This is a genomic window from Nonomuraea sp. PA05 (genome assembly GCF_008086045.1).
GTDB lineage: Bacteria > Actinomycetota > Actinomycetes > Streptosporangiales > Streptosporangiaceae > Nonomuraea > Nonomuraea monospora.
The window spans coordinates 128,077-143,696 of sequence record NZ_VSEY01000004.1 but is presented as its reverse complement, the minus strand read 5'-3'; the positions used below and the strand labels follow the sequence as shown (position 1 = coordinate 143,696).

Below are 15,620 nucleotides of genomic sequence, written 5' to 3'. Positions count from 1 at the left end.
GACGTTGACCGATGACATGACGCTCTCCTTGAGCGGGCGGTGGGGGGGAAGGAGAGAAGCTCAGCGCCGGTTCAGGAACTCGCCCGCGTCGCGGAAGGCCTGGTAGTACTCAGGGATCCACGCGAAGTTGACGACGAAGCCGTGATTGGCGCCCGCGTAGCGGCGGACCGTCGCGGGCACGCCCGCTTCCCTGAGCTTCTGGCCGTAGAGCTCGCCCTCGTCGCGCAGCGGGTCGTACTCCGCCGTGATGACCAGGGCAGCGGGCAGGCCGGTGAGGTCCTGCCGCTTGATGGGGGAGACGAGCGGGTCCGACGGGTCGGCGCCGCTGTCGAGGTAGAAGGAGTTGTACGGCTTCAGCGCCACCGTCTCCAGGCCGTAGCCCTCGGCGTTGTCCCGGAGCGAGGCGTAGCGGCCGGTGTCGAAGTCCAGGTCGACGGAGGGGTAGAAGAGGATCTGGTGCGTGATGCGGCCGAAGCCCTCGTCGTGCGCCAGCGCGGCCACGGCGGCGGCGAAGGTGCCGCCCGAGCTGTCACCGGCGACGGCGAGGTTCCCGCCGTCCCACTGGAGCCGGTCGCCGTTCTCTGCCGCCCAGCGGACCACCGCGTAACAGTCCTGGAGACCGGCCGGGTAGGCGGCCTCCGGGGCCAGGCGGTAGCCGACGGAGACGACCCGGTGGCCGGTCTCCCTGGCCAGCGACCGCGCCACGCCGTCGTGGGTGTCGAGGCCGCCGGAGAAGAACGCGCCGCCGTGGAAGTACACGAGCAGCCCGTACGACTCGGCCGCCACCGGCGTGTAGATCCGCACCGGCACGCCCGCCGCGGTGGTCTCCTCGACCGCGTGCAGCGGCAGCCGGTCCTCGGGCGCGGGGACGTGCGCCTGCTCGGCGGCGCGGGCCGCCACCGGGTCGGGCCTGCGGCCGTCCCCGGGCGGCAGCGTGGCGAGGATCTTGGCGATGTCGGGATGCACAGTCATGGGTTCACGCAATCACTTGATCGAGGACTTCTCCGGGAACGCGGTGTCCACCGAGTCCGCCTGCCAGGACTCCCGGGAGATGCGCTGCAGCGCGTCCGTGTCGGGCTTGCGCCTGGCCTGGTAGAGGGCCAGCGCGTCCTTGACGGAGCCGGCCTCGCGCAGGGCGCAGGCGAGCCCGCCGGCGTCCTGGATGGCCTGGTTGGCGCCCTGCCCCTGGTGGTGCAGCATCGCGTGGGCGGCGTCGCCCAGCAGCGTGACGGAGTCGGAGTGCCACCGCTCGACCGGGTCGATGTCGAACACGGCGCGGCTCGTCACCGTGTCCATGTCCAGGTCGCGGGTGATGTTCACGAGCCGCTCGTCGAAGCCGTCCATCAGCGCCACCAGGTCGTCCTTGGTGACCCGGGGCGCCCACGAGTCGTCGGCGGACAGCGCCGTGATGTCGAAGGACACCTGGCCGCGGTGGCGCAGCGGCAGGAAGTAGACCATCGTGCCGCGCTCGTTCATGTAGAGGCGCAGGTTGTCGTCCACGCACAATCCGTACGTGTCACCGGCGGAGATCACCGCACGGTACGCGTGCGCCCCCGCGAACACCGGCTCGTTGTCGCTGAACAGCTGCTTGCGCACCACGGAGCGGATGCCGTCGGCGCCGATCACCAGGTCGGCCGTCACCTGCTTGCCGTCGGCGAAGGTGAGCGTGGCGTGGTCGCCCCGGTCCTCGATGCCGGTCATCTTGTGGCAGATGTGCACCATGCTCTCGGGCAGCAGCCTCAGCAGGGTGTCGATGAAGTCGCCGCGGTGGATGAACCGGGTCTTGTTCACCTGGGCGTAGTCGCCGGCCTTCGGCCAGTCCTCGCGCTGGATGACCTCGCCGGTGGCGGTGAGGATCTCGAAGTAGTCGCTCGGGGAGCTGACGGCCGCGATCGCGTCGAAGATCTCCAGCTCGCGGAACAGCTCGATGGTGGGCGGGCGCAGGCCGATGCCGGCGCCGACCTGCCGGATTGCGCTGGCCTGCTCGTAGACGCTGACCTTGGCGCCGAGCCGCCCGAGTGCCACCGCCGCCACCGCGCCGCCGTACCCTCCGCCGACGATGGCGATGTCCAGGTCCTTCAGGTCTGAGGTCTGCATGATCGTCTTCCTTGAACGGGGCGCATGGGGTTCAGTTCTGGATCGTCAGGAAATCGGCGGGGTTGTGGACGAGCAGCCTGGTGATCGTCGCCTCGTCCAGCCCGGCGTCGCGCAGGTCGGGGACGAGCTCCTCGAACAGGTAGTTGACCGTGTGGCCCTTGACGCCGGGCCAGCCCAGCGGGCTGCAGTTGGCGTCGGCCGAGACCAGCGCCTGATCCAGGAAGCCCTTGCCGAGGAAGCCGAGGAAGTGCGCCAGCCGCTCGCGCCGGGGACGCGCCCAGAACGGCGGGTCCTCCAGCTCGGTCTCGTAGCCGAAGGTGTCGAACCCGATCCGGCCGCCACGGCCGGCGAGCCAGGTGTCGGGCGTGTTCGGCGCGTTCAGGCCGTCGTCGGCGTGCCCGAACAGCACCCGGTGCAGCGGCAGCCCCTCCTCCTCGAAGACGGCGACCGCGGGCTCGACGTCGATGGCCAGGTGGGTGAGGATCGGCACCCCGGTGCTGACGGCGGCGCGGGCGGCGGCCCGGTAGATGCGCAGGTCCAGGTCGGTCATCCGGCCGCCGCGGCTCACCCCGACCTTGATCACGCCGGCCCGGCTGCCGGTGCCGCCGATGCCCACGGTGATCTCGTGCACGAACTGCCTGGTCAGGTAGTCGACACCGGCCCGTTCGAAGAACGGCAGCGCCGTGTCGCCGCCGACGAAGCCGGTGCAGGCCACGATGTGCACCCCGGTCTTGGCCGACAGCGACTTGTAGTAGTCGATGTCGCGGCCGTTGCAGATGCCGGTCACGTCCACGAACGTGCCGCCGCCGTACTCGTGGAAGCGGCGCAGCTTCGGCACGGTCTCGGCGTAGCGCTCCTCGGGCGTCTTCCACCACCGGGTGTCCAGCTCCGAGCCAGGCATGCCGTAGCCGACGTGCTCGTGCACGGCCACGACGCCGAGCTCCTCCGGGGCGACGGGGCCCAGCACGGTGTTCACCTTCGACATGGTCCTCAGCCCTCTCGCCGCGGGGTCAGCAGGTTGCGCGGGTTGTCCACGAGGACGCGCCTGGCGTCCTCGGCGCCGAGCCCCAGCGACGTCGCCAGGGGGATGAACGCCGAGGAGACGTGGCTGTAGGGCAGGTCGTAGGCCGGCAGGCCCTTGGCCACGCCGATCGAGTTGCACGACAGCAGCACCTGGCCGGCGTGCCCGGCGCGGACCAGGTCGAGCAGCAGGCCGGCGCGCTCGCGGTCGGTGACGCAGGCGTCGTCGTCGTTCAGGCCGACGTGGTCGAGCGCGACGTACGCGCCGAGGCGGGCGACCTCCAGGTGCGCGCCGGCGGCGACCGCGTCCGCGCGGTCGAGCCCGCCGACCACGACGCGGTCCGCCGGGAGCCGCTCGTCCAGGACGACCTGGAGGTCGTGCGCCGCGTCGTGGCCGTAGCGCAGCGAGAGCGGGACGCCGGTGGCCAGCGCCGCGCGGGCCGCGCCGCGCAGCAGGCTCTCGTCGGTCGCCGTCATGCCCGCGCGGGTCGCGGCGGTGGCGACCAGGCCGGCCGGGGCCCGCCGCTCCACCCGGGGGACCACCATGCCGTCGGTGATCTCCTGGGTGAACAGGCCGGCGAACTTCTCGGCGGGCCACGGGGTGGGCGGGTTGGTCTGCGGGGTCAGGAAGTAGCCGCCGAGCAGCGCCTCGGGGCCCATGCCGGTGGAGGCGACGATGTGCACGCCGGTCGAGCGTGACAGCGCCTCGTACAGCGGCAGGTCGCGGCCGTGGAACATGCCGGTGCTGTCGACGATCGTCCCGCCGCCGTGGGCGCGGAAGTCGGTCAGCTTCCCGGCGAGCGTCCCGAAGATCTCGGAACGGTCCATCGTGATGTCGTAGCCGTGCTCGGCGCCCGGCAGCACGGACAGCAGGGCCTCGTGGACCGCGACGACCCCCAGATGGTCGGCCGGGACGGGCCCGAGGACGGTGTTGACGGCTGGTTCGCCCGTCTTTGGCATGTGCATTGGCTCCTCGCCGGCCTGGTTTCTGGCAGGTTAATATATTGTAATACCAAAGTCAACGACCAGAACGTGGCTCGTTTTCAGGGTATAACCGCAGGTCAGCCGCTCGTGACGAACCGGTACTTGAACTGCTCGGCCTGGTGCACCGCCGACCGCCAGCCCGCCGGCAGGCCGCCCGTCGTGAAGAAGACCGTCTCGATGACGAGCAGCGGGCTGCCCTCACGCACCCCGAGAGCCGCCGCGTGGGCGGCGGTCGCGGCCGTCGCCCACGCCTCGTGCTCCGCCCGGTCGAGCGTGATGCCGAAGTCCCGCTTCAGCAGCTCGAACGCCGAGCCCTCGTCCTCCAGCTCCGCCGCCGTGGGTGAGAAGTCCTCGGGGGCGCGGATGTAGACGTCGGCCTCGACCAGCGGCTCGTTCTCGACCGAGATCAACCGGGTGAAGTGCAGCAGCCGCTCGTGCGCCCCCGTGCCGAGGCGGTGCCGGATCCGGGCGGGCGGCTCCGCCCGCTCGATGCCGGACACGGTGGAGGCGGGGTGCAGGCCCGTGTCGTAGAGGTACTGGTAGAGCGCGCCCGGCCGCACGTCGGCCGGGCGGTGCACCCGGGTGCCCGGCACCGGGAAGGTGCCCTTGCCCTGCTTCCTGTAGACGTACCCCTCGTTCGCCAGCTCCTTCAGCGCCTGGCGGATGGGGGCCCTGCTCACCTCGAACCGGCTGAGCAGCTGCTCCTCCGTCATCGGCCGCTGGGGGTCCGCCGCTCCGCCGGCGATCTCCTTGCGCAGGATGTCCTTGATCTGCCGATAAAGAGGGACCCCCGATGAAAGGTCGAGTTCGCTGTTCGGCATCGGTGTTCGGGCCCTCCGTGTCGCTGGTCGCCGGGGTACTGGGTCGCCGGGGTACTGGTTTCCGGGGTACGTCTGCAGGAAGTCAAGCACACCGGCGCAAACCCGAACGGGACACTCAGCGCAGCACGTCGCGCAGCAGCCCCGTCGAAGAACGTCGGGTTCGCCGCCTCGCCCGCCGGGGTCGCGCCGCCGGAGGTCTCCAGGACGAGACCGCCGTCGCGCATGGCGGACTCGTGCACGTAGGCGTAGGTCTGCATGAGCGAAGTCACCAGGGAACGCTACGGCCTTGCACCGACAGCACGGCGTCGACTGTCACTTTGTCGGTCCGGCCCGCCATACTCGCCGCTGTTGATCACGAGGCGATGGAGGTGTTCCTGCATGACCGCGAATCAGACGCTGACCAGGGACGGCGGCGAACCGGCGACGTTACGCGACGGGACGGCCGGGGACGAGGACCGGCTGACGATGCCGGCCTCCTGGCTGCGCGCCCTGCACCCGCGCCGGGGTGGAGCGAAGGTCACGGTGAAGCGGCCCGACGCCGGGGCCCCCGAGGCGCTCGCCGCGAAGCTGGCCGGGCACCGCCAGACGGTGCTCGACGAGCTGCCCCGGTGGCGCGACCAGGAGCTGGCCGCCGCAGGCGCGGCGTACCTGGCGGGGGAGCCCGGCGCCACGCCGCTGGGCGCCGCGGTGGCGGCGGTGCGCCTGTCATGGCAGGACCAGACTCTGGTGCCGCTGTTCGCCGGGGGCTGGCTGGCCGGACGGGGCCTGGAGTTCGCGGCGGCGGCCGTGGCGGAGCTGGCCTCGCTGGACGGCGAGATCGCTCAGGACACCTGGGGAGCGCGGCGGCTGACCGCCGGCCAGTACCCGAACAACTGGCACGCCTGGAACCGGACGGAGCTCGCCACGCGGGTCAGAGCCGCACTCGCGGCCGCGTCGGACGCAGAGTACGCGCAGGTCGTCGCGGCGCTGGCGGCGATCAGGGAAGGCGGCCCGCACCACCGGGTGGCGGCCTCCTACCTGGCGCCGACCGAGACCGACTGGGTCACGGCCGACTGCGCCGAGGCGAGCAACGTCAACCCGCACCTGGCTAACACCCTCGTCGCCGCGATCAGCACACCAGAGCAGGCGGCGCTCATCGCGGACCACACCTATCCCTACTGGACGCTGCGCTCCCTCGCCCTGCCCGCCACGCTCGTCGACGGCATGGGCGCCGAGGCCGCGCTGCCGGTGCTGGCCGGATGGATCGGCCGCAGCTACGACGCGGACGGCGAGCGGCGGCTGCTGGGCGTGCTCGCGGAGCTGCCGACCGACGAGGCGATGCGGACGCTGCTCGACCGCATCGACCAGAGGTACACCCAGCCGGCCTTCATGAGCGCGGCGGCCCGGTTCCCGCGCCGGGCGATGCGGTTTCTGGCCGCCTCCACCGGCAAGCACGTGGACCTGCTGCTGAGCGCGCATGTGCTGGGCCACCCCGACCTGGTGCCCGAGGTGGTGGCGACCGTCGGCGAGGCCGCCGCCGAGCGGATCCGCAAGATCGCCGACGCCGTGCCCGTCGCCGCCGCCCCGCCGGAGGCGCTGCCCCCGGTGCTGGTCAGCCCGCCCTGGACCCGCGCGCGCAAGGCCAGGAAGCCGGTCGTGGTGAGCGGCCTGACGTGCTCCGACGAACCGGCCGTGCTGTGGGCGCCGGGCGAGCGGGACAACTGGCGTTCCGGAGACGCCTATTGGGGCCAGATCTACAACCAGACCTGGGAGCAGATCGCCCAGCAGGCCGCCGGCAACGGTACCCTCCACCGCTTCTGGTACCACGAGGTCCCCCTGTTCGTCGCCGGGCCCGAGAAGCTGGCCCGGCCGCTGCTCGACACGTGGCGCCCGACCGGCGCGTGGAGCATCGCCTCCTGGCTGCCGCAGGTGGCCGCCAGGTTCGAGCTGGCCGCCCTGCCCCTGGTGCTGGACCTGGCCCGGAGCGGCCCCGCCTCGGCCGGCGCGATGCTGCTCCCGTTCACCTCCCCGGAGATCGCCGTGCTGATGGCCGACTGGCTGTCCCGGCTGAAGTCGGTACGCGCCACCGCGCTGGCGTGGCTGACCCGCCACCCCGAGACCGCCGCCAGGGCGCTGATCCCGCCGGCCCTGGGCAAGGCGGGCGCGGCCAGGCGGCAGGCCGAGCAGGCGCTGACCGCGCTGAGCGCGCGCGGCGCGCGCGACGTGGTGCTGCGGTCCGCCGCCGGGTACGGCCCCGACGCCGAGGCCGCGATCGACGCCCTGCTCGCGGCCGACCCGCTCGACGCGCTGCCCGCCAGGATGCCCGCCGTGCCCGACTGGGCGGACGCCGCGATCCCGACGCCGATCAACCTGCGCGGCGACGCGGGCGCGCTGCCGCCCGAGGCGGTCCGGCACGTGATGACGATGCTGGCGATCTCCAAGCCCGGCCACGCCTACCCCGGCCTCGCCCACGTCAAGGAGGCCTGCGACGCCCGCAGCCTGGCGGAGTTCGCCTGGACGCTGTTCCAGCGCTGGCAGGCGGCCGGCTACCCGTCCAAGGAGAGCTGGGTGATGAACGCGCTGGGGCTGCTCGGCGACGACGAGACCGTCCGCAGGCTGACCCCGCTGATCAGGACCTGGCCCGGCGAGGGCGGCCACGCCCGCGCCGTCGCCGGCCTTGACCTGCTGGCGGGCATCGGCTCCGAGGTCGCGCTGATGCACCTGCACGGCATCGCCGAGAAGGTCAAGTTCAGCGGGCTCAAGAGCCGGGCCAAGCAGAAGATGGACGAGGTGGCCGCGGAGCTGAACCTGACGCCGCTGGAGCTGGCCGACCGGCTGGTGCCCCGCTTCGGGCTGTCCGCCGACGGCAGCATGACTCTCGACTACGGGCGCAGGCAGTTCGTCGTCGGCTTCGACGAGCAGCTCAAGCCGTACGTGGCCGACGCCGCCGGCAAGCGGCTGAAGAACCTGCCCAAGCCGGGCGCCAACGACGACCCGGAGCTGGCGCCCGCCGCCCACCAGCGCTTCGCCGGGCTGAAGAAGGACGTGCGCGCCGTGGCGTCCGACAACATCCGCCGCCTGGAGCAGGCCATGGTGAGCCGCCGCCGCTGGAGCGCCGCCGACTTCGGGCGGCTGCTCGTCGGCCACCCGCTGCTCTGGCACATCGTCCGGCGGCTCGTGTGGGGCGTCTACGACTCGTCCGGGCAGCTCACGGGTGCCCTGCGGGTGGCCGAGGACCGCAGCTTCGCCGACGTCGAGGACGACCCGCTGACGCTGCCCGAGGACGCCGTCGTCGGCGTGGTCCACCCGCTGGAGCTGGGGGACGAGCTGGCCGCCTGGGCCGAGGTGTTCGCCGACTACGAGATCCTGCAGCCGTTCCCGCAGCTCGGGCGGGAGACGTACGCGCCGGATCCGGCGCTCGTCGCCGAGATCGAGGCCGCCAAGATCCCCACGGGGGCGGTGATCGGCCTGGAACGGCGCGGCTGGCGGCGCGGCGAGCCGCAGGACGCCGGCATCCAGGGCTGGATCGAGCGCGACCTGCCCGACGGCCGGATCTTCACGGTCCACCTCGATCCCGGCATCGCGATCGGCTACTTCGAGTTCGCCGAGGAGCAGCACCTGGTGGACGCGTCCGTCACCGGCCTTGACCCGATCACCGCGTCCGAGATCCTGCGGGACCTGCTGGAGATCGCCCGATGAACGAGCACGCGCAGCGGCCACCGGCCGAGATCCGCTACGCCGGCGAGCTGGCCAGGCTGCGGGAGGACGACACCGACGCCCGCCCGCCCGGCTGGGCGCTGAGCCTGCGCGCCGCCCGCCGCTTCGTGCTCGGCGACGAGAAGCTCGGCATCAGCCGCAAGTTCGTCGGCGACCCCTCCCTGATCGACCGGTCCCTGGTGTCGCTGGCCACCAACCGAGGGCTGATGCTGGTGGGCGAGCCTGGCACGGCCAAGTCGCTGCTGTCGGAGCTGCTGGCCGCGGCCGTCAGCGGCACCTCCACCCTGACCATCCAGGGCGGGGCCGCCACCACCGAGGACCAGATCAAGTACTCGTGGAACTACGCGCTGCTCGTCGCCGAGGGGCCCTCCACCCGGTCGCTCGTCGCCGCCCCGCTGCTGCGCGGCATGGCCGAGGGCAAGGTGGTGCGCTTCGAGGAGATCACCCGGTGCCCGCTGGAGGTGCAGGACTGCCTGCTGTCTCCGCTGTCGGACCGGGTGCTCGCCGTACCGGAGCTGAGCGGGCCCGAGTCGATGGTGTTCGCCCAGGAGGGGTTCACCGTCATCGCCACCGCCAACACCCGCGACCGCGGCGTCAACGAGATGAGCGCCGCCCTCAAACGCCGCTTCAACTTCGAGACCGTCTTCCCGATCGCCGACTTCCAGACCGAGCTGACGCTGGTCGAGGCCGAGGCCACCGCGCTGCTCAAACGCTCGGGCGTCGAGGCGCCGCCGCGCCGCGACGTGCTGGAGGTCCTGGTCACCGCCTTCCGCGAGCTGCGCGAAGGACAGACCGCGCGCGGCGACGCCACCGACCGGCTCTCAGGCGTGATGAGCACCGCCGAGGCCGTCTCCGTCGCGCACGCCGTCGGGCTGCGCGGCTGGTTCCTGCGCGGCGAGCCGGGCACGGCCGCCGACCTGGTCTCCTGCCTGGCCGGCACCGCCGCCAAGGACAACGCGGAAGACCTGGCGAAGCTGCGCAGGTACCTGGAGCAGCGGCGGCGGCACGGCGACCAGTGGCAGGCCCTGTACGAGGCCCGACACCTGCTGCCGGGCTGATCATGGCGGTCACGTACATCGGCGTGCGGCACCACAGCCCGGCCTGCGCCCGGCTCGTCGCCGACACCATCGCCTCCCTGCGGCCCGCGTACGTGCTGGTCGAGGGCCCGTCCGAGATGAACGACCGGATGGACGAACTCCTGCTGGGCCACGAGCTGCCCATCGCCGTCTACACCGGTTACCGCGACCCGCGGCGCCGCCACGGCTCGTGGACGCCGCTGTGCGAGTACTCACCGGAGTGGACGGCGCTGACCGCCGGCCGGGACGTCGGCGCCGAGCTGCGCTTCATCGACCTGCCCGCCTGGCATCCGGCGCTGGCCGACGTCCACAACCGGTACGCCGACGCCGAGGCCCGCTACGGGGAGGTGGTCGCGCGGCTGTGCCGCACCTTCTCGGTGGACAACGTGGATGCGCTGTGGGACCACCTCTTCGAGATCGAACCGGCCGATGGGCTGGCCGAGCGGCTGGCCACCTACTTCGACCTGGTGCGCGGCGACACCGAGACGGGGGCCGAGGATGCGGCGCGGGAGGCGTACATGGCGCGCTGGATCCGCGCCGCCGCGGCCTTCGCGGGCGATCGGGCCGTCGTCGTGGTCACGGGCGGCTTCCACCGGCCCGCGCTGATCCGGCTGGCGGGGCAGGGCGACACAGGCTCACCCGAGGCGCCGGGCCCGCCTGACGACGTGGCCTGGCCGGAGGTGTCGCGCCCGCCCGAGGCGCCAAGCCTGGCCGGTGGCGTGTGCTGGCCTGAGGTGCCGAGCCCGCCCGGTGACGCGGCCGTCGGGAGCTACCTGGTGCCGTACTCGTTCCGGCGGCTGGACGCCTTCGACGGCTACCAGTCGGGCATGCCGTCGCCGGGCTACTACCAGCGCCTGTGGGAGTCCGGCCCCGCCGAGGCGGCCCGCGGGCTCACCGAGGCGGTCACCGCCAGGCTGCGCGCCAGACGCCAGCAGGTGTCCACCGCCGACCTCATCGCCGCCAGGACCACCGCCGACGGCATCGCCCTGATGCGCGGCCACCGGCACCCGGCCCGCGTCGACGTGCTGGACGGCCTGGCGAGCGCGCTGGTCAGCGAGGCGATCGAGACCCCGCTGCCCTGGGCGTCCCGCGGCCCGCTGCCGCCGGGCAGCCACCCGGTGATCGTGGAGATGATCGCGGCGCTCAGCGGCGACCGGGTGGGCCGCCTGCACCACTCGACCCCGCTCCCGCCGCTGGTCCACGCGGTGCTTGCCGTACTGGGCGAGCCCGGCGAGGAACGGCTCGACCTGACGGACGAGGCCGGCCGAGAGCGCAGCCGCCTGCTGCACCGGTTGCGGGTGCTGCGCATCCCCGGCGTGGAACGCACCTCGGGACCCCGCCCGGCAGGTCCGGCCGAGCTGGCCGAACAGTGGGTGCTGACCGAAGCGGAGGACCGGCTGCCCGCCCTCATCGAGGCCGGCGGGTACGGCGTGGACCCGCAGGAGGCCGCGGCCGCCGCCCTGGCGGAACGCGTCACCGGCGCGGACCTGGACGAGCTGGCCGACGTCCTGTTCGACGCGGCCCTGTGCGGCATCGGCGAGCTGGCCGGGCAGGTGCTGGACGACCTGGCGCGGGCCGTCGGCGCGGCGGCCGACCTGGGGCCGCTCGGCCGCACCCTCACCGTCGCCCTGGCGATGTGGCGCCACGACGACCTCTTCCGCACCAGCGGCAGCGCCACCCTGGGCACGGTCGTCCGGGCGGCCACCTCGCGGGTGCTCTGGCTGGCGGAAGGGGTGCGCGGCGGCCCGGCGCCGGCCGACCTGCCGCGCGTCAACGCCATGATCGCGGTCCGCGACGCGCTCCGGCACGCGGGCGCGTCGCTCGGCCTGGACACGCCGCTGGCCCTGTCCGTCGCCGACCGGCTCGCCGCCTGCCAGGACGCCCCGCCCGACCTGCGCGGCGCGTCACTAGGCCTGGCCTGGTCACTACGCGGCTCGCCGCCCGGCCCGCCGCCCGGCCCGGCGCCCGGCCCGGCACCCGGCCCGGCGCCCGGCTCGCCCGGCACGCCGCCTGGCTCGCCGCCCGACACGATGCCCGGCGATCTCGCGAAGGTGCCCGGCGATCTCGCGAAGGTGCCCGGTGCTGCGGGTGGGGAGCTCGCGAGGGCGGTGCGTGGCGCGTTCGTGCCCGCGACGGCAGGAGACTGGCTGGCCGGGCTGTTCGCGCTCGCCCGCGAGGAGGTGCTGCACACCCCCGGCATGCTGGAGCTGCTGGACGAGCTGGTCGGCGCGCTGACCGACGACGACTTCCTGGTGGCGCTGCCCGCGCTGCGCCAGGCGTTCGGCTTCTTCCCGCCCCGCGAGCGGCACCTCATCGCCACCCGCCTGGTCGAGCGGCGCGCCGCGGGCGCGTCCGGATGGGACCTGATGCGGCTGGAGGCGGCCCCGGAGCTGGTGGCCGCAGGCATGGCACTGGACGAGCGGGTGGACACGGCACTGCGCCGGGAGGGACTGATCACACCATGACCGACCCCACTCTCGAACGGTGGCGGCTGCTGCTCGGCGAGCCCGGCGGCGCCTGCCTCGGCGGCGCGCCGCTCGGCGCGCGGGCCGCCGCCCGCGACGCGGCCGTCGACTGGCTCTACGGCCGCGACGAGGACCTGCGCAGGCGCGGCGTGCGCCAGGCCGGCAGCGGCCCCTCGACGCTGACCACCTTCGACTGGCTGGACGACATCGCCGAACTCTTCCCCAAGGCGACCGTGGAGCGGCTGCAACGCGACGCCGTCGAGCGTTACGAGATCCACGACGTGGTGACCGACGCCGCCGTGCTGGCGCGCATCGAGCCCAACGCCGCCCTGCTCAAGGCCGTGCTGCGGACCAAGCACCTGATGAACCCGCAGGTGCTGCGGCTGGCCAGGCGGATCGTGGAGCAGGTGGTGCGCGAGCTCATGGACAAGCTCGCCACCGACGTGCGCACCGCGTTCACCGGCACCAAGGTACGGCGGTCCGGCCGGCTGCGGCTGGCCCGCAACTTCGACGTGGTCAGGACGCTGCGCGCCAACCTCGGCCGCTACCAGCCGGACACGGGCAAGGTGGTGATCGAGACGCCGTACTTCTTCTCCCGCACCCGCCGCCACCTGGAGCAGTGGCAGGTGATCCTGCTCGTCGACCAGTCCGGGTCGATGGTCGAATCGGTGATCCACTCGGCGGTGACGGCGGCCTGCCTGTGGGGGCTGCCCGGGGTGCGCACCCACCTGGTGGCCTTCGACACCGAGGTGGTGGACCTGACGGCCGACGTGGACGATCCCGTGGAGCTGCTGATGAAGGTCCAGCTCGGCGGCGGCACCGACATCGCCCGCGCGGCGGCGTACGGCGCGGGGCTGGTGGACCAGCCGCGGCGGGCCATCGTCGTGCTGATCTCCGACTTCTACGAGGGCGGCGATGCGGGACGGCTGGTGCGCATCGTGCGCGAGCTGGTCGGGCAGGGCAGCAAGGTGCTCGGGCTGGCGGCGCTCGACGAGCAGGCCAACCCCGCCTTCGACCGGGAGCTGGGGCAGCGGCTGGCCGACGCGGGGGCGTACGTGGGGGCGATGACGCCGGGTGAGCTGGCGTCGTTCGTGGCGGAGCACGTGGGCCGATGAGGACGGATCTGCTCGGCCTCACCACCGACTCCCTCGCCGCGCTCACCAACCGGGGGCTGGTCAAGCGGGCCGGTAAGGAGGCGGTGCCGGAGCTGCGTACCGATGAGGACGGCACCGTGCACGGCGACTTTCCCGGCGGGCCGGCCACCAGCCTGCCGACCGGCGGGCTGGACGTGGCGAGCTGCACCTGCGGCGCGATCGGTGTGTGCAGGCACGTCATCGCGGTCATCCTCGCCTACCAGCGCCTGTCGCCCGAGGCGGATGCCGATGCGGGGACGGCCCAGGAGGCCGCCAGCGGGGCCGCGAAGGGGACCGCTACCGGAACCGAGGAAGCCGCTTCCATCGCCGTGCCGAGGGGCGTGCGAGGGGCGGCTTCCGGAGCCGCGCCGGAAACCGCGCAGGGGGCCCCGCCCAGGGCGGCGTCGGGGGCCGCGCCCGGGGTGGCGTCGGGGGCCGCGCCCGGGGTGGCGTCGGGGGCCGCGCCCGGGGTGGCGTCGGGGGCCGCGCCCGGGGTGGCGTCGGGGGCCGTGCGCGGGGTGGCGTCGGGGGCCGCGCCAGGGACGGTGCCGGGAGCCGTACCCGGCGTGGCGTCGGGGAGCGCGCCGGCCGCGGCGCTCTGGTCGCCGGGCCAGGTGACCGACGAGCAGCTCACCGCCAGGATCGGCACCCGCCTGATGGCCGCCGCCCGCCGCGCGGAACGGGCCGGATACACCGCCCGCATCCGCCGCCCGACCCCCGCCGACCCCGTGCCGCAGGTGGAGCTGGCCACCGCGACCGTGCGTTTCCTGATCCCCGGCGACCTGGGTTTCGTGCACACCGACAGCGTCGCGGGAAGCCGCGACGACGTCATCGCGCTCGCGGTGTGGGCGTTCCGGACGGCCGACGAGCTGCACCCCGACGCCCCCGACGTGCGGGTGGACGTCGGGGGAGGGGCGGAGGAAGGCGCGGGGTCCGGGCTGGAGCGGGCGCTGGGGCTGGCGGGCACGGTGCTGCGCGAGGGCGCGGCGCATCTGGGCCACGGCCTGGACGCCACCATCGCCGACGTGCAACGCCACCTGGACGGCGCGGGGTTGCGCTGGCCGCTGCTGGCCGTCGGCGACCTGGCGGAGCAGCTCGCCGCCTACCGCGACCGCGCCGCCCACTACCGTCCGGAACAGCTCGCGAGCCACCTGGCCGAGCTGCACGCCAGGCATCGGGCGGTGACGCGGCCGGACGCCACGCTGCGCAGCAGCGTGCTCGGCACCGCGGAGGCCGCTGAGACGCCGCTGCGCAGGGCCAGGCTGGAGGGCCTCGGCTGCCGGGTCCGCGGCCTGGGCGGGCAGCGGTTCGCGGAGGTGTACCTGGCCCACGCCGACAACGCGATGGTGCTGGTCCTGCGCCGCAGGTGGGACGGTGATGACGACGGGGCGGTGCTGGCGCGGCGGCGGATCGCCACGTCCACGCTGGGGGCGCTGGCCACGGGCAACCTGGTGACGGAGTCCGCCGTCCGCAGCGCGAGCCGGACGGTGCGGCTGGCCACCGGGCGGGTCGCCAAGAGCACGGTCAGCCCGTCGCGGGGCGACTGGGGCGAGCTGCCCGCGCCGCTGGTGGTCACCGACTACGCCGCGCTGGGTCGTGAGCTCGACGCGCTGCCGCTGCGTCCCGTCCGGCCGCGTGTGGAGGCCGAGCTGGTGCGGGTGCTCGCGATCGCGCAGGTCGAGGCCATCTGGTACGCCCCCGGCGACCAGCGCCTGGACGCCGTGATCACCGATTCGGCGGGCAACCCTGCCGTTGTCAGGGCCGTTCACAGCACCGCCGCTCCTGGACGGCTCGACGCGCTGGCCGCCGTGCTGGCCGGTGAGGAGGGCGAGCCGCGGTTCGTCAGCGGCGTGGTCGGCCGCGGCGTGGTCGGCGGCGGCGTGAGTGGGCTCGGTGCGGGCGGCCACGGTGCGGGTGGGCGTGGCGTGGGTGGGCTCGGTGCGGGCGGGCTCGGTGCGGGCGGGCTCGTCGTCGAGCCGCTCGGGCTGGCGGCCGGTGACCGGGTGATCGTCCCTGACCTGCGCCCCGCCGGCGGCGGCAAGCTCGATCTGGGCGCGGACGAGCGGCCGGAGCCGCTGGCGGCGGTCCTGGCCGACACGCGGGGCCTGCTGGCTGAGGCCGCCCATCACGGGCTGGCGCACCTGCCGTCCGCCTTCGGTGACAGGCTCGCCGCCGCCGCCCAGCGGCTGAGCGTGCTCGGGCTGCATCGGATCGCGCGGGCTGTCACGGCGTTCGCGGCGGCGCGGGCGCACGGCTCGGAGGAGGCGGCCGAGCAGGCGTGGGTCGACGCGTACCTGCGGCTGGAGGTCGCTCTGGACCTGAGCTGAC

The 15,620-nt window shown here is 73.9% G+C and carries 10 protein-coding genes; 5 read left to right on the top strand and 5 right to left on the bottom strand.

The window, feature by feature from the left end; all coding sequences use genetic code 11:
* Positions 1-60: 60 nt before the first annotated feature.
* From FXF51_RS08000 to FXF51_RS07980, 5 genes are all read right to left on the bottom strand, one after another.
* The gene (locus tag FXF51_RS08000) at positions 61-972 is read right to left on the bottom strand and encodes an alpha/beta hydrolase (RefSeq protein ID WP_148433629.1); all 912 of its coding nucleotides are present in this window, start codon (positions 970-972) and stop codon (positions 61-63) included.
* A gap of 12 nt (positions 973-984) precedes the next feature.
* Positions 985-2,097 carry an FAD-dependent oxidoreductase gene (locus FXF51_RS07995; protein WP_148433628.1) on the bottom strand — a complete coding sequence of 371 codons (1,113 nt, stop codon included), beginning with the start codon at positions 2,095-2,097 and terminating at the stop codon, positions 985-987.
* Positions 2,098-2,128: 31 nt separating this feature from the next.
* Positions 2,129-3,082 (bottom strand): phosphotriesterase, encoded by a 954-nt coding sequence (locus FXF51_RS07990; RefSeq protein WP_148433627.1) that lies wholly within the window; start codon positions 3,080-3,082, stop codon positions 2,129-2,131.
* A gap of 5 nt (positions 3,083-3,087) precedes the next feature.
* Positions 3,088-4,077, bottom strand: a complete 990-nt coding sequence (locus FXF51_RS07985; RefSeq protein WP_222871180.1) for a phosphotriesterase — start codon at positions 4,075-4,077, stop codon at positions 3,088-3,090.
* A gap of 101 nt (positions 4,078-4,178) precedes the next feature.
* A complete protein-coding gene (locus FXF51_RS07980) occupies positions 4,179-4,922 on the bottom strand; it encodes a GntR family transcriptional regulator (protein ID WP_148433625.1) in 744 nt (247 codons plus the stop codon).
* A gap of 378 nt (positions 4,923-5,300) precedes the next feature.
* Here FXF51_RS07980 and FXF51_RS07970 point away from each other — a divergent pair, with 378 nt between their 5' ends.
* The 5 genes from FXF51_RS07970 to FXF51_RS07950 are packed head-to-tail and all read left to right on the top strand — an operon-like array spanning position 5,301 to position 15,619.
* Positions 5,301-8,600, top strand: coding sequence for a DUF4132 domain-containing protein (locus tag FXF51_RS07970; RefSeq protein ID WP_148433623.1), 3,300 nt, complete (start codon positions 5,301-5,303; stop codon positions 8,598-8,600).
* Positions 8,597-9,676 (top strand): ATP-binding protein, encoded by a 1,080-nt coding sequence (locus FXF51_RS07965; protein ID WP_148433622.1) that lies wholly within the window; start codon positions 8,597-8,599, stop codon positions 9,674-9,676. The genes FXF51_RS07970 and FXF51_RS07965 overlap by 4 nt, the downstream gene beginning before the upstream one ends.
* A gap of 2 nt (positions 9,677-9,678) precedes the next feature.
* A complete protein-coding gene (locus FXF51_RS07960) occupies positions 9,679-12,159 on the top strand; it encodes a DUF5682 family protein (protein WP_148433621.1) in 2,481 nt (826 codons plus the stop codon).
* The gene (locus FXF51_RS07955) at positions 12,156-13,274 is read left to right on the top strand and encodes a VWA domain-containing protein (RefSeq protein WP_148433620.1); all 1,119 of its coding nucleotides are present in this window, start codon (positions 12,156-12,158) and stop codon (positions 13,272-13,274) included. The genes FXF51_RS07960 and FXF51_RS07955 overlap by 4 nt, the downstream gene beginning before the upstream one ends.
* Positions 13,271-15,619: a hypothetical protein gene (locus FXF51_RS07950; RefSeq protein ID WP_148433619.1), complete on the top strand. Its 2,349-nt coding sequence runs from the start codon at positions 13,271-13,273 to the stop codon at positions 15,617-15,619. The genes FXF51_RS07955 and FXF51_RS07950 overlap by 4 nt, the downstream gene beginning before the upstream one ends.
* Position 15,620: the final 1 nt, after the last annotated feature.